Genomic DNA, 17,161 nt, shown 5'->3' with positions numbered 1-17,161 from the left:
GGTGGGCTTCGGCGGAACCTGCCGGGCCGAGGGCGGCGAGGTGGTCAGGGCCGGGCCGTGTTGCGGCGAGTGCCGCGACGCGGCCCGCGAGATGCGCGCCCGGCGCCCCGTAAGCCCGTGTACCGGGGCTGGCCGTGTTGCGGGCGGAGGGTCGAGCGCGAGGTCGGCGTGCACGGTGAAACCCTGCTGGCGCAGGTCGTGGACTGCCTGGCGGGCACGGCGCGCGCCGTCGCGGTCCGGGTCCGCGAGCCGGTAGAGCCCCGGCAGTGCGGGGACGGGTTCGAACGTCTCGTGGTGCAGATACCAGTGGGCGAGGTGCCCGGAGACGGTGGCGGCGAAGGCGGCGACGAAGCCGTGCTCGGGATCGGTGCCGAAGGTGAAGTGGGGGCCGGATTGCAGCGGGGGGTTCTCCTCACAGCGGGGTGGCGGAGCAGGTCAGCGGCGCAGCGCGGGACGCACCACCGGGGTGTGGGGTGCGGCAGTCAGGGCCAGGGCCGGTCGCTTGTGCAGCGGCGAGGTGCGGGCCTGACGGTGGAAGGCGGCGCGGCCGTCGAGCCAGGTGCTGATGGCGGGCCAGGCCCGTGCCCGGTCCCCGCTGCGCACCAGGTCCCATCCCGTCTCGTTGTGCAGGAGGTGGGCATCGTCGAGGGCGTGGGACAGTGCGCTGAGCACCGGGGCGTCCTGCGGCCACGGGCCACGGCCGGGATCACACCGCTCCAGCACCGGTGCGGCATGCTCGGCGACGGTGCGAAAATTCCGCCAGGACGTGCTCAGGAACTCCTCGGTCAAGGCGCTGAACGTGTTCGCGCCGAGCACCGTCCCGTCGCTGTAGCGGCCGGAGAGCGCCATTGCCTTCCAGGCGTCGTGCTCGCCGCTGATGCGGTCGAGCGCCTCGCTCACCGCTGCGCTGCGCCGGTGGTGGACGGCCTGCTCGTAGGCGGGCAGGAACCGCTCGGTGATGATGCGGGCGCCCTGGTCGGGCGACGCGGGCAGGACGGCGCTGCGCGGGGCGTGCGGATCGTCGTATCCGGTCTCCAGGTCCGCCGGGGCGAATGCCCCGACGCAGTAGCCCGAGGGGTGTCCGGGGCGCTCGACGAGCAGCAGATCGATGCCGGCGTCGCGGTGGGTGAGGATCGCCGCGTACGGGAGGCGCTCCGTCTGGACGGCCCGGCCGAGTTCGCCGCTGTCCCAGACGTAGGACACCAGGTCCTCCTGTCCCGAGGGGTGGGAGTAGACCTCGATGTCGGCCGACCAGGTGCCGGGCAGCAGAGCGATGAGGTCGCGGGCGGCGTCCATGAGGAAGGGGCGGCTGCTCGTGCTCACGCTCGTGCGATGGCGGGCGGCACAGGAGACGAGGGCGCGGCTCACCATGGCGGGAGAGGCATCCGGGTCGTGGCCCGACAGGTGGTAGACGCCGGCCTCGCCCTGCTCGAATCCGCTCTCGGTGAGTGCGGTGCGTGCCCAGGCGTAGTTCTCGCCGGAGACGACCGCGACGATCCCCCGGTCTCTGCTGTAGGCGAGGGTGATGTGCGGGTCAGCCACGCGGGTTCTCCGGCGTCGGAGTTGTACCGCTGCTGAGGGGCCTGCGGGGGTTTGGGCGTGGGGAGCGAGGGTGCTTCGGGTGGGTGTGGTGCAAGCGGTCTTCCTGCTGTCGTGCGTGGAACGTGGATCTATCAAGGGGCACCAGGAACGCCGGTTGGGCCAACCGGGGCTCTTCGGCTATGTTCCCGGCCGGCCCCCGCACGAGGGGCGTCTCACGCCCTTAGGTTCCGCGACTTCGTGAGCACCGGCTGTCCGGCTACCTGGGGCGTTGACCGCAGTGAGCATTCTTAGACCTGGTGCTCGTCGCGCGATCATGAGCACTCGCCTTCGCGTTCGCTGCCCGGATGGTGGCTGCGAGTAACGGACTTCGTCCTGTGTCGCCAGGCTCGTGGTCGTGGTCGAGGTCGTGGTCGTGTGGGAGAAATGGGACTGCTCCTTCGACGGTCGGCTTCGCGGGCATGCGCGTGCCGACTCGCTGAGATTCGCGGCTGGAGGGGAGCTTCAAGTGTCGTGACGATCGCCGGTTGGGGTAACCGGCGATCGTCGGCTATGTTGCGCGCCGCGACGCTGCCGGTGGGTACCGCACATCAGGACCTGGTCAGGGCGAGGCGCCGATGCCGGGGCCGACCGCTGCCGACGCACCGTGTGCCATGCTGTGCCGTCGCTCCAGCGGCCAAGACCAGGGGCGGAACGACAAGGAGGGGGTGCGGTGGGACGGCGGGGGTGGCAGGTCGTCGTGCTGCTGGCCACCACGTTGCTGGTGTACCTGGTGATGCCGAACGACCTCGCTGTCCCTGTGACCGCGCCCCAGGATTCCTCGGCGGCGGACCTTCGTTCCGGCCCGGTCCTCTCGGATGTCATTCACGACGACTCTGGGCGCCCGATGGCGTTTTCCGACGAGGTGACGATGCCGCCGCGCGATCTGCCGCAGGCGCACCCGCCGTCCGCAGAACGAGATCCCGCCTGGCACTCGCACCCCGCCGTTCCCTCGTTCAGCCTCGGGCATCGCGCGGGCGCGGAGACGGTGAGCGACGGCGCCCTCGCCGCGCTCAGTCCCCAACTGGACGATCTGCAGATCCTTCGCTGCTGAGCGGCCCTTACAGGGGCTGCGGGCCGAAGGCTCGTGCGGCTCCATCAGCGTCCGGACCGCTCGACATTCGAAGGTTGATCATGAAGTTGCAGTCTCACTACACCTCTGGCCGCCGAAGGCTCGGCGGCCCCTCGGCCGCCCCGTCGTCCGTCTCCGTCCGGGCGGTGTGGGCGTGAATCTCGGCATCATCGGCCAGGCGGCGGGCTTGTTCGCCGTCACCAACATCGACGACATCCTGGTCCTGGCCCTGTTCTTCGCTCAGGGCGCCGGACACAAGGGATCGACCCGCAGGATCGCCACCGGCCAGTACCTCGGCTTCGCCGCCATCCTCGCCGTCGCCATCGCTGCGGCGTTCGGCGCCACCTTCCTTCCCGAGAAGGCCATCCCCTACCTCGGTTTGCTGCCGCTCGCGCTTGGCATCAAGGCCGCCGTGCAGGCGTACCGGCACCGCAACGAATCCGAGGACGAGAAGGAAGCGGCCGACGGCGGTCCGAAGGTCCTGGAGGTTGCCGCGGTTACATTCGCCAACGGCGGCGACAACATCGGCGTCTACGTCCCCGTCTTCGCCACCGCCGGCATCGGCGGCATGAGCATCTACGCCGTGGTCTTCCTGATCCTGCTCGCGGTGTGGATTGCGGCCGGACGCTACTTCGCGACCCGCCCCGTCATCGCCAAGGCCCTGTCCCGCTGGGGCCACATCCTGCTGCCCGTCGTGCTGATCGGCATCGGCCTGCTCATCCTCATCGAAGGCGGAGCCTTCGGCCTTTAACGGACATCAGCGAACGAGCGGCGGCGCTATCGGTGCCGCCGCTCTGCGATGCCCACGAGCTACACGGGCCGCAAGGCCGAGAGTGCGCCCGGGACTTGCCTCTTTCCGCGTCGCGGTCGGACGATCTCTGGCGCTGCCACGTCAGGCGGCCGGGTCACTGGCCGCGCGGGGCGTACATGATGACGGCCATCCCGGCGAGGCAGACCAACGCGCCGATGATGTCGAAGCGGTCAGGGCGGTAGCCGTCGGCGACCATGCCCCAGGCGATCGACCCGGCGACGAAGATCCCGCCGTACGCGGCGAGGATGCGGCCGAAGTTGTCGTCGGACTGGAAGGTGGCCACCACCCCGTAAAGGCCGAGCGCGATGACGCCGGCGCCGATCCAGATCCAGCCCTTGTGCTCGCGGATGCCCTGCCAGACGAGCCAGGCGCCCCCGATCTCGAACAGCGCGGCGACGACGAACAGGGCGATGGAGCGGGCGACGAGCACGGCAGGAACTCTCCGGAGCAGGGGAAGCGGGCGGGACAGACAGGGCGCGGTCAGGCGGCGCGGCCGAACAGGTCGGCGAGAAGTTCCGCACCGTCGGCCGGCGCTCGGACTTCCAGATGCAGGCGTGGGCCGTCGAGGTGGAGGCGGAAGTCGAAGAACGGGCAGCACTGCTGCTCGGCCGCCGCCAGCTCCGCCACCCGTGCCGTCCGGTCGACCGGCAGCGTCAGCCGCAGCCCGTCGGGCACCGTGATCCGCACGGCGCCGTCGACCGCCACGCGCCACTGCGCGGTCCGCTCATGTAGTCCGTCGCCAGCGAGGGAGCAGGCCACCGGCGCTGTCCGCCACGAGTCCGCCTCGGCCTCGGCTGCCTGGCGGCTGGGCGCGAGCACCACGTCGACCGGCCGCGGAACGGCGGCGGCCGGGGTCGGCGGGGCGAGGAAGCCGCACTCGGGATCGCACGGGCTCGCGCGATCGGGCAGCGCGTCCAGATGGTCCAGGGCCGTGTGCAGGGAGGCGGTGAACGCGGCCAGCTCGGCGGCGCGGGCCTCGGCCTCGGTGAGGCGGGCGGCGAGCCGCGGACGCAGATCGGCCTTCACATCCCGGCAGGCGCCCGCCTCCCACACCCCGAGCAGGTCACCGATCTCCTCCAGTGGCAGCCCGAGGTGCTTGGCCGCCCCGATGAACGCCAGCCGCTCGACCGCGTCCTCGCCGTACAGCCGGTAGCCGGCCGGGGTCCGGTCGGCGGGCAGGAGTCCGGCGCCCTCGTAGAAGCGCAGGGTGGTGGCCGGCACGCCGGAGCGCTCGGCGAGCTGAGAGATTCGCATCGTGCTCACACGATCGACGGTAGACCTTCGACTCGGGTCGAAGGTCAAGCCGACTCATTTACTGAGCGTCACCGCTGCCCATGATCACGCGGAAGTGCTCGCGGAACTGCGGAACCTACAGCCGTCGAGTGCCGCAGGATCGTGCGCAGGTTTTGGCCGTACTGCCAGGCGTGCTCGCGGGCAGCCGGTTCGAGCTGGTGGTATGCGGTCTGCTGCGTCATCTGGCCCTCGTGCTTGCGGTAACGGTAGACCGGGAGCGGTAGGAGCATTCCGGGGGCAAGGTTGGTGACGGCGAGCGCGCAGTAGTCCTCGCCCTGGACGAGGCCACCCATCGGGGCTGCGCGGACGAGGTCGGTGCGGGCGAGGACGGTGGTGGGCCCGAGGGGGATGGTGTCGGCGGGAGTCGGCCAGTACCCCCAGACGTCTCCGGCGTCATGGGGGCCGGGTGGGGTGGGGCACTGCCACAGGGTGGTCGTGCCGTCCGGGTGCAGGTCCTCGCTCCATCCGGCGCACCAGCCCAGGTTGTTGGTCTCCAGGGCCGCCAATCGGACGGCCATCGCGTGGTCTGTGAAGAGGTCGTCGTCGTCGGCCCAGTTGACGTACTTGGTGCGGACCATGGTGAGGGCCAGGTTGCGGGCGCAGGCGGCACCGACCGGGGGCAGTGCGAGGGTGCGTACCCGTGGGTCGTCGGCGAGTGGGACGGGCAGCCGGTCGGCGCCCACGCCGTCCAGGGCGATCACTACTTCGACCGGGACGGCCTGCCGGGTGAGGCTGGCGTGCATGGCGCTCAGGTAGGCGAGCCGGTCCTCGCGCAGGCGGGTGGCAATGACGACGGTGATCTGGGGCGTGGCGTGCGGCGACAGGGGGGGCTCCGGGAAGAAGGTGGCTAGTGGCGGGTGTTGGTGCGCGTGGCGGTGGCCTTCGCCGGTGCGGCGGTGGCGAGCGGTGGTGTGCCGCGCGTGTGCCGGGCAGCAGGGGCGGGCCAGGGGGCGGCGCAGACGGTGCGTGGATCAGCGCTCCAGGCCACGACGGGGCCGGGCTCCTCGTGAAACACATTGCGCACTTCGATGCCGTTGGGGCGCAGGATGTAGCCCCATTGGAAGTCCGACGTGATGACGGACTCCTGGTCGACCGTCATGCGCCTGGGTGGGGAGCCGTCGGGCTGGACCAGGTGGTCCAGGGTGCGGCTGGCCCATTGCTCGCCTCCGGTGAGCGCGATGAGCAGGGCGGGTGGTGCGCCGTCGAGGAGATCGGTGCCCAGGGTCTGCCAGCCGACCGCCACCTTGTCGATGAGATGACGGGACATGGCATCGAGGTTGTCGGCGAATCGGTGCTGGTAGGCCGCTAGCAGAAGGGGCAGGCAGTAGTCGGGGGTGCCGTCATCGTGGACGTGGATGCCATGGAAGCCGGTGGGGGTGGGGCGGGCGAGGTAGGCGCGTGTGGTCAGGAGGGGCTCCGCAGGGCACGGTGGTCAACGGACGGGGCGGGGCGCCGGGCGGATTGCCCGCGGCGGGGGCACGGAGGCAGCAGGTCCGTGGGGTGTGCGGACGATCGGGGTGAAGCCGAGCGCCTCCAGCTCCCGCACGGCCTGCCAGGCACGCTGGAGAGCGTTGTGGCTGCCGAGGCCGGCGGGCGGATGGCACCGGCCGGTCTCCGGATCGAGGCGGAAGTCCTCCTGGGCGAGCAGGTGATGCAGGGCGCGTGTGTAGGCGGTGGAGACGACGGGGCTGCCGTCATCGCCTAGGGAGAGGTGGACCGGCCGGTGAGGGCTGCGGCTGGCGTTGGTCTGGGCTTCGACTGCCGCGAGGCGGTAGGAGAAGAGCTGGCGCCGGCGGACGTGGGCAGCGGCCCGGACGGGATCGGCGGGGACGGTGATTCCGCGTGGGGCGCGGACACCGAGGGTGTGCCGGTGATCGGTTCCTGCGGGAAGTAGCGGGGCGACGATGAACTGGGCTTTGCGGCTGGGGTGGTTGAGGAGGTAGAGCTGCAGGCCGCCTGCGGAGGTGAGCACCGTGCGGTGGGGGCCGGAGGCGAGGAAGGGAGTGTGGGCGAGCGGGCCGGTGTCCCAGAGGCGGTGGCGAGCCGGGTCGCCCGCCATGGGGGTGGTTCGGTCGTCGGCGTGCCAGCGGCCGGGCAGTCGGGCGGCGAGGGCCGGGGCGAAGGCGAGGAGGTCGTGGTGCGCGGGCACGTGCGGGGCTGTCTCCCTGGGGCGGTGGCGCAGCGCGCGGCGGGCGCGGGCTGGGCGGTCGGGTGCTGGGGCGTGGTGCGGCGGGGAAGCCGGTTCAGACGGTGGTGCGGGTGCCGGTGACGTCGGTGCGGGCGCAGGTGTAGTCCAGGAGGCGGGAGGGGCCGCTGCCGTAGGGGACGAGTGCGGCGTCGTGGCACTGGAACGTGTAGCTGAGGTAGGGCTGGGGGGCCTTGCCGAGCCAGGCGCGGTCGCGCGCGCTGGGCACGATGCCCATCCCGGGCTTGGTGACCGTCACTTCCTGGACGTGTTCGTGGGTGTACAGGACGAGGGCGCCCTGGGCGGTCTTGAGGGCGTACGCAGCGAAGGTGGTGTCGGTGCCGCGGAAGGCGGTGCGGGCGTTGCCTGCGTAGCTCTTGGCGACGGCGCGGCTGGTGGTGATCTGCCGCTGACTTGCCGGGGTCGGGGTGAAGGTCCGTCCCCCGATCGTGCCGCCGGTCGCGTAGTTGTCCGTGGTGGCGTCGCGCAGCTGCGTCGTGGTGGCGGCGAGGTCCGTGCCGTTGGGGTTGACCGCGGTGGCGAGCCCGGAGCTGTCGAGGGTGATGGCGGGGAGCGGCTGGGTGAGCAGGGTGAGCGAGACCGCCTTCCACTGCTTGTTCGGCGTCTCGGCGAACACGGCGAGGCGCGAGGCGCCGGCCGGGCCCTTGTCGAGCGGGAACGCGGCGGCGAACCAGTGCGGTGTGCCGTTGCTTTGGAAGGGGCGGGCGGCAGGCAGGCGCGGGATGTAGAGGCGGGCGGCGGTGGCGTTGAGGGGCGGCGGCGTGAGGGCGGACCGGTCCTTCGCGGGCAGCGAGGCCGCGTCCTTGTACCGGGCCAGTGAGCGGGTGAGCATCGGGCCGTCCTCGATGCTGGCCAGCCGGGCCCGGTCGCCGGCCGCGAACGCCGGTCCGGCGGTCTTCGCGTAATGGGCCACGACGGTGCGGGCCTGCTCCAGGGGGAGGGACGGCGGGAGGGGGAGGGCCGAGGGCGTCTTCGCGGTGCTGGTCGGCGCGGGGACTGCGGCACGGTCGGAGGAGCCGCAGGCGCTCAGGGACAGGGCCAGCAGCGCGGTACCCAGAAGGAGGGCGGGATGCCGGGCAGTGAGGTGAGGGATGGTGGGCTCCGTTCGCGGGGTGAGGCAGGGGGTGTCAGGGCTTCTGGCGGGCGGGTGGTGTGCCGTAGGCGGCCTGCAGCATCTGCTCGGTGGCCAGGTCGGCCAGGACGAGCGGCGTCAGGGCGGCGGCAGACGCGCGGTAGAGCACCTTGGGCGGTGAATCCGGCGCCGCCCGCCGGTGCTGGTCACGCCATTGGGCGGCGGCCAGGAGGTACTCGCTCACCGCGCGGAGGGCGGGGTTCGCGGCGTCCAGGAGATGCCGGGTGACGGCGTGTGCCTCGGCGGGCGTCTCGGCAGCGGCGAGTGCGGCGAGGTAGGGAGCCAGGTCCGGAGTGGGCAGCGGACGGTCCGGCAGGGGGTGCTCGGCGAGGTGTTGCTCGGCGTCCCGCCGTGCCCGGTGCAGCAGGTCCGCGCGGGTGGGCGCGGTGTGGTGGCCGGGCGGGCCGTGGAGCGTGGTGCGGTCGGCGGGGGCGTCGGAAGTAGGGGTGGGACGGGACAACAGCACTCTCCAAGGGGCGTGGCGGATTGGGGTCAGCGGGTGCGGGCGGTGGCCGGCGGGGCGGCGGGCTGCGCAGCGGGCCCGGGGGACGGCCGGCGGGCGGGGCGGCTCGGGGCGGTGAGGCGTTCGGCGTCGCGGTGCAGTTGCCGGCCTGCGTCGTTCAGCAGCAGGCGGGCGCCTTCGAACCGGTCGTCAAGGACGGCGTGGGCCGCCCGGAAGGCGTCCGCGCGGTCGGCCGACCGGGGCATCGCGGCGGCCAGGTGGAGGAGTCCGACCTGTTCGACGGCCTCTGCGAGGGTGGCGAGGGCGTGGCCCACCGGGGGAGCCGCGCGGGTCATCGCGGCGACCGCGCGGCGCGCCGTCACTGTCCCTCCGGTGTCACCGGCTGCGGTCCTGTGCATCGCGAGTTGGTGGGCGAGCGCGTGGAGAACCCCGGCGACGTCGCGGAGTTGGTCTTCGAGGTCCACGGCCAGCCCGCCTCCGTGGCGTGAGACCCCCACGGGGATCTGGTTGGCGCACCGGTGGATCTCCGTGGCCAGGAAGCGCAGTTGGCCGGTGGTGCCGAGGTCGGTCAGCAGGGGTCCTCCCGGGTGACGCAGGCGGTGGAGGAGAAGTGGGTGTCAGTGGCCGAGCCCGCGAGCGGGCTGCGGGAGCGCCGGGGGAAGGGCCGGCGAGGCTGTGGGCAGGGCCTGCGGGGATGGTGCGAGTGCCCGCAGGCGGTCCGTGGCCAGGTGCAGGGTCTCGCCGAGGCTGCGGATCTCCGCCGCGGCATCGGCCAGTTGGTACGCCAGGTCGATGCCGTCGTCCTCGGCGGCGTCCTGGGCTACCTCGCTCGCGCTTTCGAAGAAGTCACCGAGGCGCTCCAGCAGTCCGTCGGTGGGCTCCAGGACCTGGTCCAGAAGGGCGGCGGCCTCGGCGGGCGAGCTGGCCGCGTTGAGCTGGTCGGTGAGAGCCAGCAGCTGGCGGCCGTACACGTAGTGACCCTGGGGGTCGCTGGGAGTGGTGGGTGCGGCAGTCTCGCGCGGTGCGGGGGGACGGGCAGACAGGAGGACCTCCCGGGGCAGAGGGCGATTCAGCGAGGGCGGCGGCTGGCGGGAGCCGGCGGAGGATGCGGTGGGGCAGGCAGGGCGACGGGTGTTGGGGCTTCGGCGGGGTGCCCGCGCAGCAACCCGAGGCGGGCGAGCTGCTGGTCGAGGGCGTCGATCATGCGCCAGGCGCTCCCGCCGTACCGTGCCTCGGGCCGGTCGGTCACGCCCGGGTCGGCGCCGGGGCACGAGTCGTAGAGGACGTCCGCCGGGGTCAGGCTGTCGGGGAGGTAGCGGGTGACCGTCCACCCCTCCGGGTCGCCCACCGGCCGTTCCTTCTCGGGTTCTTCGCTGGGCGAGATGATCAGGTAACTGCGGTCCGGGAGTGCGACGTGGACCACGTAGTCGTTCATCGCGAAGACCACGTCGCAGACCAGCCCCCGCTGCCGGAGCGGGGTGGTGATGCGCGCATGCCGGCGCCACAGGTCCTGCCACCGGGCGGTCGGTACATCGCGGTGGTCGGGCAGCGGTGCCAGCGGGGCGGCGCGCTGCGGGCTCAACGGCCGCGGACCGGCCGGGAGGGGGCCGGCACGGCAACGGCGGCGGCAGCCCCCTGCCGTGGGGCGCTGCCCGCGGGCGTGATGCGCTGGTACGGTTCGGGCCGCTCGACGGTGTCGCCCCGGCGGTCGGCTGGTGGGGTGTAGAGCTGCTGCGGGGTGTGGCCGAGCTGGGTGAGCACGGCGTGGGAGGCGATGGCGGCGGGCGGATGGGAGGGGGTGGCGGGTTGGGGAATCCTTGCGGGCCTTTCGTGCGTGCGGGCCGGTGGCTCGGCCCGGGCGGTGCCAACGGTTCAGCGGGCTCTGGTGCGCGAGCTGTGCGGGGCGGGCAGCGCGGGGGCTGAACCGGCCGGTGACGGCAGCCGTTTCCTGAGGGGTGCGCCGGCCGAGGTGCCTGCTGTGACGCGGTCCGCCCGCGGGGTAGGGGGCATCGGTGTGCCGGGGGCGGCGAGGGGGTGTGCGGTTGCGAGGGAGGGACGGCCGTGGAGTTCGTCGAGCCAGCTGAGGAGCTTGGGCAGGTTCTTGTCCGGGCCGAAGGCCAGATAGGTGCCATCGGCACTGTCGCACCCGAACCATTCGGCTATCCCCAGGCGGAGCCGGGAGTTGACGCGCCCCATGTGCACGCCCTTGCCGCGGGTCTTCGCCTCCCGGGCCAGCCGCTCGGCGACCGGGCCCAGCTTCCAGTCGGTCGTCCCGGCCAGGAACAGCACGTCGAACCGGTCCCAGGGCAGAAGGCCGGGCGCCTCGCATCCGTCCTGGGCCGCGTAGGCGGCTGGGATGCCGAGGTCGCGGATGCGGGCCAGCCACGGAAGGGACTCGGTGAGGGTGCCGGCGGCGTCGAACGGCTGGTCCGGGGCGAGTGCCCACAGGCAGCGATCTGGCCCGTAGCGTTCCACGGTGCGCTGTAGCCAGGCGAACCACGCGGCACTGCCGGGCCAGTAGCGTCCCTTGCCGTCGCTGCCGAACTTCGAGTTGTCACAGGCGTACAGGGCGCCCTCGGGGATCCGTGCGCCCTGCGCGGGGGTGGTCATGCAGCCGAGGCGCCCGGCACTCATCGCGGCCCGGATCTCAGGCCCCGAGGGAGTGCCGAGGTAGCGCAGTCTGCACCTCCCCGCAGGCGCGGAGGGCCACCCGCCTCCAGTGGGGGCCGGCCCGCGGGGCGGGAAGGACGCGGTCTTCACAGCGGGTGGGCGGAGGCGCGGGGCGTGACGGGTTCAGCGGGGGCGCCGTCGCAGCGGTGCGAACCTGCGCGGGGAGCGGAGCGATGGCTCGGGAAGCGGGTGGGCGTTGAGTTCGTCCTGGTCGCAGGTGCTGGACGCGGTGTCGTGGGCCAGGTTGGCTTCGTGCTCGGCGAGCTGGGCCGTGAGGTCGTCGTGCTCGGCCTGGCGCTGCTGGTACTCGGCCCATTCGGCGTCGGTGTAATAGGTGGGGCGGTGCAGAGGGACTCCTGGGGGGGAGCAGGCGGGTGTGGGCTGGTTGGATCGGGTGCGGCCGTCGGTGTCCCCGGCCGGATGGACGGGAACGCGCGGGGCTCTCAGTGCATGCGGGCGTCGGTGTCGAAGAGTTCCAACTCGGCTTTGTGGAGCTGGTGTTGGACGATGAAGCTTCGGCCTGCGACCTTCCACAGGCCGCGTCCGCGGTTGAGGTGGGAGATGGCTTCCATCTCCACGGAGGTCAGCCCGAGCAGAGCGGCGGCGGCCTGCAACTGGTCTGATTCCTGGCGGTAGATGATGCGGGTGGAGCAGTCCGCGAGGAGCCCCTCGGCCAGGGCGCGGCCTTGGGATCCTGCGTCGCCCGCGGTGAGCAAATCGGACAGCCGGTGGATGACCATGAGGTTGGCGATGCCCAGGCCGCGGCTGAGTTTCCACTGTGACTGCATGCGCATCAGCAGGCCGGGGTGGCGCATCAGGCGCCATGCCTCGTCGTAGACGATCCAGCGCCTGCCGCCGGACGGGTCGGTGAGGGCGGATTCCATCCACGCCGAGGCGCAGGTCATGGCGAGGACCAGGGCGGTGTCGGCGCCGGAGCCGCCGAGCCGGGACAGGTCGATGCTGAGCATGGGGGACTGCGGGTCGAAGCGGACGGTGGAGGGGGCGTCGAACTGGCCGGCGAGGTCGCCGCGGACGAGCCTGCGTACGGCGTGGGCGAGGTCGCGGGCGGCGGCTCCCAGCTGCCGCGACCTCATCCCGGCGGTGTCGTCGAGCAGGTCGGCGTCGTCCAGGGCGGCGGCGACGTCGCCCAGTACAGGGGTGGCTCCCCGGGCGGCGGTGCGGGTGACAACCGCGTCGAGGGCCACGTCGAGGGCGGTGTGCTCCATCGGCAGCAGGTCCCGGCCCAGCACGGTGCGGGCAAGGGAGCCGAGCAGCAGCAGGCGCCGTGTGCGGACCTCTGCGGCCCAGTCTTCCTTGGTGACGCTGGGCGGGCGGGGTGCGGCGTCCAGTGGGTTGAGCTTGCCGGGCAGTCCGGGGCCCAGGGCGATGGAGGTGCCGCCGAGGGCCTGGGCTACGGCGGTCCATTCGCCCTTGGGGTCGCACGGCACGTACACGCGGTAGCCATGGGCGACCGACCGCAGCGCGAAGCTCTTGGCCAGCGCGCTCTTGCCCTGGCCGATCACCCCGGCCAACAACACATTGGGGTTGGTGAACCCCTCGACCTTCCCGTACAGGGAGAACGGGTCGAACACGAAACTTGCTTCGGCGTGCACGTCGCGGCCGACGTAGATGCCCTCGGCGCCGAGCCCCCCTTCGGCGAGGAACGGATAGGCGCCGGCCGCGACTGCGGTGGTCATGCGGTGGGCGGGCAGTTTCAGGCGGCCGGTGCGTCCCGAGGCGGGGCCGGGGCGCCCGCTGGGCGGGAAGAGCGGGGCGGGCATGGTGTGCCCGGTGGGGCTGTCTGTTGGGCGGGCGGCGGCGTCCGCGTGGGCCTTGGCGGCGGCTTCGGCGAGCTGGCGGCGGGCCGCGCGGCGGGTGGCCCGGTCAGCGCCGTGCGGGGTGAACAGCGGGGTGGCGCTGGTGCGGCGGGCGGGGCGGCGGCTCATCGGCCGCAGTGGGTGGTGTGGCCGTGCGGCGGGCCCTCCAGGTCGCGGGCCGTGGTCTTGCGGCGGATCGCGTGGCCGGAGGAGACGTGGCGCTGGCAGATGGTCAGGACCGGCGAACCGTCGGGCAGCCGATCGGGGCGGCACTCGGTGACGGCGGCCCCGGGCGTGCTGACGGCGTCGTGCGGCAGGGTGTGAAAGGCGTCGTGGGCGGCGGTTGCGGCCTGCCAGAGCCGGGTGTGCGCGGTGGCGAGGTGGGCTCCGGCGGCCGGATGGCGGGGCCGGGCGGAGTCGGTGAGCTGGTCGAGGAGCCGGTGAAGGGCGGTGAGGTGGCTGTGCAGGGTGTCGAGGTGGACGCGGTCGACGGAACGGGGCGTGAGCGGCGCGCGGGCACCGATGGCGGTGGTGTGGTGGCGCAGTCCGGCGGTGGCGGCGCGGAGGTAGGGGTGCGCCTCGTCGGCGGTGCGGGGGGAGGACAACGGGCGAGGGCCCTTTCTGCGGGGGCGATGGATGGCGGGACAGGCACAGGTCAGCGCGAGCGCCGGGCAGCAGGCGTGGCGGGAGGCGGGGACGGGGGCACGGCGGCGGTGCGCGGGGAGGACTGGCCCCCGGCGGTCCGGGCCTGTTCGTCGCGCAGGTCCCAGTACATTCCGGGAGCCGGTGTGCCGGCGTGGCTCCGCCGCAGGGACAGGTACGGGGCGCCGCTGTGCTCGTTGCTGCCGGGCCGCATGTCGTCGAGCCACTGCCGGTAGGTGGGCAGCTGGGAGAGGGTGCGGGCGGCGTCGTCGAGGGCGGTGGCATTGACGACGAAGTGATACCAGTCGTCCACTTCGGCGTGGGCAGGTCCGGCGACCACGAGAGTGTGGGCACGGAGCGGAGGGTCGGCGACGAGCTGCTCCAGGCGTTCGAGCAGGCTGTCCAGCGCGTCGCTGGCTTCGATGGCCGTCTCCCGGCGGGTTTCCTCCCAGGCGGCGATCTTGTCCCAGAGCGGTTCGCCGTCGCTGTCGCGGTAGTGGCCGAGGCGGGCCTGGTGGTTGTCCCGCATCTGCCGCAAGGGACCGAGGAGAGCAAGTACGTCGTCGACGAGCAGCGGCGGCGGTGACGGGCGCGGTGGGGTGGTCACAGGGCGGTCCTTGCGAGAGGAAGAGCGGCCAGGGTGAAGGCTTCGGGCTGCTGGTAGTTCAGGCGGCGCAGGTCGACGCCGGCGGTGACGGCGGCGGTCTCGATCTGTGCGCAGGCTGCGTCCAGGAGGGCGTCGGTGGCGGCGGTGACGGTGACCAGCCCGGTCAGGGCGACGTCGGCGTGCCCGGCGATGAGCTGCCGCTCGCGGACCTTCACATCGGCGTACTCCACCGTGTCCTCCTCGCTGTCGACCTGGCCGCGGCGGGAGCGTTCGTTGGCGTCGGCCACGATGGCCGACTTCTTGCGCTGGACGTCGCGCAGCGCGGACTCCAGTTTCTGCGGGGCGTAGAGGAGGGAGAGGGTGCGCCGGACGCCGGGGGCGAACAGCAGGCCGTGCAGGAATCCGGCGCCCACTTCGGTACGCGGCCAGTTCTCCACCCAGTAGGTGGTGTGGCGGGCGGTGTCGGTGGCGAGCCGGTCGTACTCCTCGACCTGGACGACGGGGCCGGCGGCTGCCGGGTCGGCTTCCGCGCGGCCGGTCGGCGACCACTGCTGGAGGGCGGCCAGCGCCTGGGGGTCGTAGGCGGTGCGGATGGTGGCGGCGATCTCGCGGCTGCTCAGCCAGCCGGTGACCGTCAGTCCGGCGGACCGGGCGGCCTGCGCGAGGGAGGCGGTGGTCTGTTCCATGACGGTGAACGCCCCGGGCAGTCCGCCGCCCGCCTGCGTGATGAGCCGTTTCGCGGCCCGCAGGTCGAGGGAGACGACGAGATAGGTCTCGTGCGGGGCGGCGGCGGGCCCGGCAGAGGCCACAAGTTCGGCGTAGACCTGTCCGGCCAGCGGGGCGTCGGGGCGGCCGTGCTGGGCCCAGTGGCGGGCCAGGGTGTCACCGGAGTCGGGCACGGTGCGCTCCAGGACCTGCACGGTGGCGATGTGCCCGGTGCGGGCCAGGCCGGCCAGGGTCCGGCCCCAGCTGGTGACGTGGTGGTTCTGGACGCCGGTGTCGAGCAGGGCGAAGGCGCGGGAGGTGATGCGGGCGACGGCGGTCAGGGTCTGCTGGTGCGGGTCGTGGACGGCGGCGGCCCCGTTGGCGGAGTCGCCGGGCGTGACGACCCTGAGGGAAGCGGCGGTGCCCGGCAGGTGCACGAGGCCGTCCTGCCGGGGCCGGCTGACGGGCCGGGCGAGGTAGAGGGTCTGGCCGGTGTGCCGGCGCCGGGCGTACCGGGCGACGACGGGTGCCCAGTCGATCAGGGAACGGCCGTGCCGCCGGACGAGGACGAGGGCGGCGACGGCGGCCCACAGTGGGCTCAGCAGCAGGGCGCCGAGCAGCCCGGCGGAGATCACCGTCATCAGCAGCAGGGCCAGGGCGGCGGAGACGAGGGCGAGTTGGGGGGCGCTGAGGCCCAGGAGTATTCCGCGCCGGGAGCGGTGAGGGAATTTCACCGTCAGCGGTGCGGCGGAGAGGTCAGACACAGGAAGGCGGATCCAGGGGAGGCGGGGGCGGGAGGTGCGGGGCACGTCCCGCCCCCGGAGGGAACGGGCGGAAGGTCAGGGGCCGGCCGGTGACGGCCGGTCGGGTGCGACGGTCTCCTGGCCCGTGGGCGGGGCACCCTGCGGCGGCTGGGCGGGGGCCGGCGGGGCGGACTGCCATCCACCGCCCTGCCCGGGGGCCGTGGTGCCCGGAGGGCTTCCGGCTGCCTGGCCTTGGCTGTTCTGCGCGGTGTCGTCCCCGGTGCGTCCCGCTGCGGGCGGGGCCGCCTTCTTCAGGAGGTCGGCGAGGCCGTGGCCGTCCGGTTGGTCCTGGCCGGAGCCGGTGGGGTGGGAGGCGATATCGCCGGGGAACCCGCCGCCGGGGGAAGCGCTGGGGCCCTGCGGGGCTGCGCCCGCTCCGGCTGCGCCGGCGCCGCCGGTGGTGGCCATGGCGGCGGCCTTGCGTCCGGCCTTCTCGGCGTGCTGGCGGGCGATCTGCGCGCCGGCACCGCCGGCGCGGTGAATGGACTCGCCGTCCGTGCCCTCTGCGGCCCAGTGGACGAACTTGAAGGTGGCGTAGGGGCAGAGCAGCACCAGGATCATGATCACGATGCCGGCCATCACGTCGGCCAGGGCGCCGACGCCGTCCTTGGCGTCGGTCTTGCCCATAGCCGCGATCCCCAGCACGAAGATGATGGTCATGAGGAGTTTGGAGACGACCAGGGTGGCGGTGGCTTCGATCCACCCCCTGCGCCAGCGGCGGGCGGCCTCCCAGCCGCCGCCGGCTCCGGCGAACACGGCCAGCGTGACCATGACGAGGATGCCGACCTTGCGGACCATCATGACGCACCAGTAGAGGAACGCTCCGACGGCGGCGCCGAGTCCGGCGACCACCGGAACCAGCCAGCCCAGCGGGGTCAGCGAGGCGATTGCCTGGACCTTCACGATGCGGCGCACTGCGGCTTCGATGTTCAGGTTCGCGGTTTTGAACAGGCCGTTGCTCAGCGCGTCGACGACCTGGACGGCGACCGTGGTCAGGGCGATGGCCGCAAACGCGAACAGGGCGCCGGTGATGGTGCCGGTGAGCGCCTGGGCCAGGGCCTGTCCATCCCGTTTGACGGCCGCCCTGACGAGTTGGGCGCAGAACGTGGCGACCAGCAGCACCAGGCCCAGCGGCAGCAGCATGGCGTAGTTGTCGCGGAACCATGCGGCACCCAGATCGACCTTGGTGGTGGTGTTGACCGCCTCGGCCGCCAGGTCGGCTGCGGCTGCGGCGAGTTCGCCGGCGCTCTTGGCCATCCAGTTGCCGATGGCCTGGCCGGGGTCGGAAGCGAAGGAGATCGCGTCGCCCGCGGCGCACAGCTTGTCCGCGAGGGGGAGATCACAGAAACCCAAGGGGAGTTG

At 72.9% G+C, this 17,161-nt stretch carries 20 protein-coding genes; 2 read left to right on the top strand and 18 right to left on the bottom strand.

What is annotated here, in order from left to right:
• Positions 1-435: 435 nt before the first annotated feature.
• The gene (locus ACFYVL_RS09355) at positions 436-1,542 is read right to left on the bottom strand and encodes a hypothetical protein (protein ID WP_389242423.1); all 1,107 of its coding nucleotides are present in this window, start codon (positions 1,540-1,542) and stop codon (positions 436-438) included.
• A 736-nt stretch (positions 1,543-2,278) separates the two neighbouring features.
• Between ACFYVL_RS09355 and ACFYVL_RS09350 the strand changes: the two genes are divergently transcribed.
• Both ACFYVL_RS09350 and ACFYVL_RS09345 read left to right on the top strand, forming a co-directional pair.
• The gene (locus ACFYVL_RS09350) at positions 2,279-2,632 is read left to right on the top strand and encodes a hypothetical protein (RefSeq protein ID WP_389242421.1); all 354 of its coding nucleotides are present in this window, start codon (positions 2,279-2,281) and stop codon (positions 2,630-2,632) included.
• A 172-nt stretch (positions 2,633-2,804) separates the two neighbouring features.
• Positions 2,805-3,401, top strand: a complete 597-nt coding sequence (locus ACFYVL_RS09345; protein ID WP_389242419.1) for a cadmium resistance transporter — start codon at positions 2,805-2,807, stop codon at positions 3,399-3,401.
• 154 nt (positions 3,402-3,555) lie between these two features.
• Here ACFYVL_RS09345 and ACFYVL_RS09340 read toward each other — a convergent pair whose 3' ends face one another.
• The 17 genes from ACFYVL_RS09340 to ACFYVL_RS09260 form a co-directional block, all read right to left on the bottom strand.
• Positions 3,556-3,891 carry a YnfA family protein gene (locus ACFYVL_RS09340; RefSeq protein WP_389242417.1) on the bottom strand — a complete coding sequence of 112 codons (336 nt, stop codon included), beginning with the start codon at positions 3,889-3,891 and terminating at the stop codon, positions 3,556-3,558.
• 50 nt (positions 3,892-3,941) lie between these two features.
• Positions 3,942-4,724 carry a MerR family transcriptional regulator gene (locus ACFYVL_RS09335; RefSeq protein ID WP_389242415.1) on the bottom strand — a complete coding sequence of 261 codons (783 nt, stop codon included), beginning with the start codon at positions 4,722-4,724 and terminating at the stop codon, positions 3,942-3,944.
• A gap of 59 nt (positions 4,725-4,783) precedes the next feature.
• Positions 4,784-5,554 (bottom strand): glycosyltransferase, encoded by a 771-nt coding sequence (locus tag ACFYVL_RS09330; RefSeq protein ID WP_389242581.1) that lies wholly within the window; start codon positions 5,552-5,554, stop codon positions 4,784-4,786.
• 47 nt (positions 5,555-5,601) lie between these two features.
• Positions 5,602-6,021: a hypothetical protein gene (locus ACFYVL_RS09325; protein ID WP_389242413.1), complete on the bottom strand. Its 420-nt coding sequence runs from the start codon at positions 6,019-6,021 to the stop codon at positions 5,602-5,604.
• Between the two features lie 165 nt (positions 6,022-6,186).
• Positions 6,187-6,903 (bottom strand): hypothetical protein, encoded by a 717-nt coding sequence (locus ACFYVL_RS09320; protein WP_389242411.1) that lies wholly within the window; start codon positions 6,901-6,903, stop codon positions 6,187-6,189.
• Between the two features lie 94 nt (positions 6,904-6,997).
• Complete coding sequence (locus tag ACFYVL_RS09315) at positions 6,998-7,873, bottom strand: hypothetical protein (RefSeq protein WP_389242409.1); 876 nt, start codon at positions 7,871-7,873, stop codon at positions 6,998-7,000.
• 214 nt (positions 7,874-8,087) lie between these two features.
• Entirely contained in the window at positions 8,088-8,552 is a 465-nt protein-coding gene (locus ACFYVL_RS09310; protein WP_389242407.1) for a hypothetical protein, read from the bottom strand.
• Between the two features lie 32 nt (positions 8,553-8,584).
• Positions 8,585-9,019: a hypothetical protein gene (locus tag ACFYVL_RS09305; protein ID WP_389242405.1), complete on the bottom strand. Its 435-nt coding sequence runs from the start codon at positions 9,017-9,019 to the stop codon at positions 8,585-8,587.
• A 153-nt stretch (positions 9,020-9,172) separates the two neighbouring features.
• Entirely contained in the window at positions 9,173-9,526 is a 354-nt protein-coding gene (locus ACFYVL_RS09300; RefSeq protein WP_389242403.1) for a hypothetical protein, read from the bottom strand.
• Positions 9,527-9,624: 98 nt separating this feature from the next.
• The gene (locus ACFYVL_RS09295) at positions 9,625-10,137 is read right to left on the bottom strand and encodes a hypothetical protein (RefSeq protein WP_389242401.1); all 513 of its coding nucleotides are present in this window, start codon (positions 10,135-10,137) and stop codon (positions 9,625-9,627) included.
• Positions 10,134-10,316, bottom strand: coding sequence for a hypothetical protein (locus ACFYVL_RS09290; RefSeq protein ID WP_389242399.1), 183 nt, complete (start codon positions 10,314-10,316; stop codon positions 10,134-10,136). Before ACFYVL_RS09290 ends, ACFYVL_RS09295 begins: the two co-directional genes overlap by 4 nt.
• 111 nt (positions 10,317-10,427) lie before the next feature.
• Positions 10,428-11,165, bottom strand: coding sequence for a hypothetical protein (locus ACFYVL_RS09285; protein WP_389242397.1), 738 nt, complete (start codon positions 11,163-11,165; stop codon positions 10,428-10,430).
• 503 nt (positions 11,166-11,668) lie between these two features.
• Positions 11,669-13,171, bottom strand: coding sequence for an ATP-binding protein (locus ACFYVL_RS09280; protein ID WP_389242395.1), 1,503 nt, complete (start codon positions 13,169-13,171; stop codon positions 11,669-11,671).
• Positions 13,168-13,647 (bottom strand): DUF6238 family protein, encoded by a 480-nt coding sequence (locus ACFYVL_RS09275; protein WP_389242393.1) that lies wholly within the window; start codon positions 13,645-13,647, stop codon positions 13,168-13,170. Before ACFYVL_RS09275 ends, ACFYVL_RS09280 begins: the two co-directional genes overlap by 4 nt.
• Positions 13,648-13,697: 50 nt before the next feature.
• Positions 13,698-14,291 (bottom strand): hypothetical protein, encoded by a 594-nt coding sequence (locus tag ACFYVL_RS09270; protein ID WP_389242391.1) that lies wholly within the window; start codon positions 14,289-14,291, stop codon positions 13,698-13,700.
• Complete coding sequence (locus ACFYVL_RS09265) at positions 14,288-15,760, bottom strand: SCO6880 family protein (RefSeq protein ID WP_389242390.1); 1,473 nt, start codon at positions 15,758-15,760, stop codon at positions 14,288-14,290. The genes ACFYVL_RS09270 and ACFYVL_RS09265 overlap by 4 nt, the downstream gene beginning before the upstream one ends.
• Positions 15,761-15,835: 75 nt before the next feature.
• Entirely contained in the window at positions 15,836-17,152 is a 1,317-nt protein-coding gene (locus ACFYVL_RS09260) for an ATP-binding protein (protein WP_389242388.1), read from the bottom strand.
• Positions 17,153-17,161: the final 9 nt, after the last annotated feature.

It is taken from the genome of Streptomyces sp. NPDC004111 (assembly GCF_042874215.1).
Classification (GTDB): Bacteria; Actinomycetota; Actinomycetes; order Streptomycetales; family Streptomycetaceae; genus Streptomyces.
This window is presented reverse-complemented; position numbering and strand designations above follow the sequence as displayed.

What these genes read in the sequence shown, in the direction of transcription:
- ACFYVL_RS09325 (WP_389242413.1), bottom strand. Translation starts at nt 6,021, where the DNA reads ATGTCCCGTCATCTCATCGACAAGGTGGCGGTCGGCTGGCAGACCCTG.
- ACFYVL_RS09285 (WP_389242397.1), bottom strand. Translation starts at nt 11,165, where the DNA reads ATGACCACCCCCGCGCAGGGCGCACGGATCCCCGAGGGCGCCCTGTAC.
- ACFYVL_RS09280 (WP_389242395.1), bottom strand. Translation starts at nt 13,171, where the DNA reads ATGAGCCGCCGCCCCGCCCGCCGCACCAGCGCCACCCCGCTGTTCACC.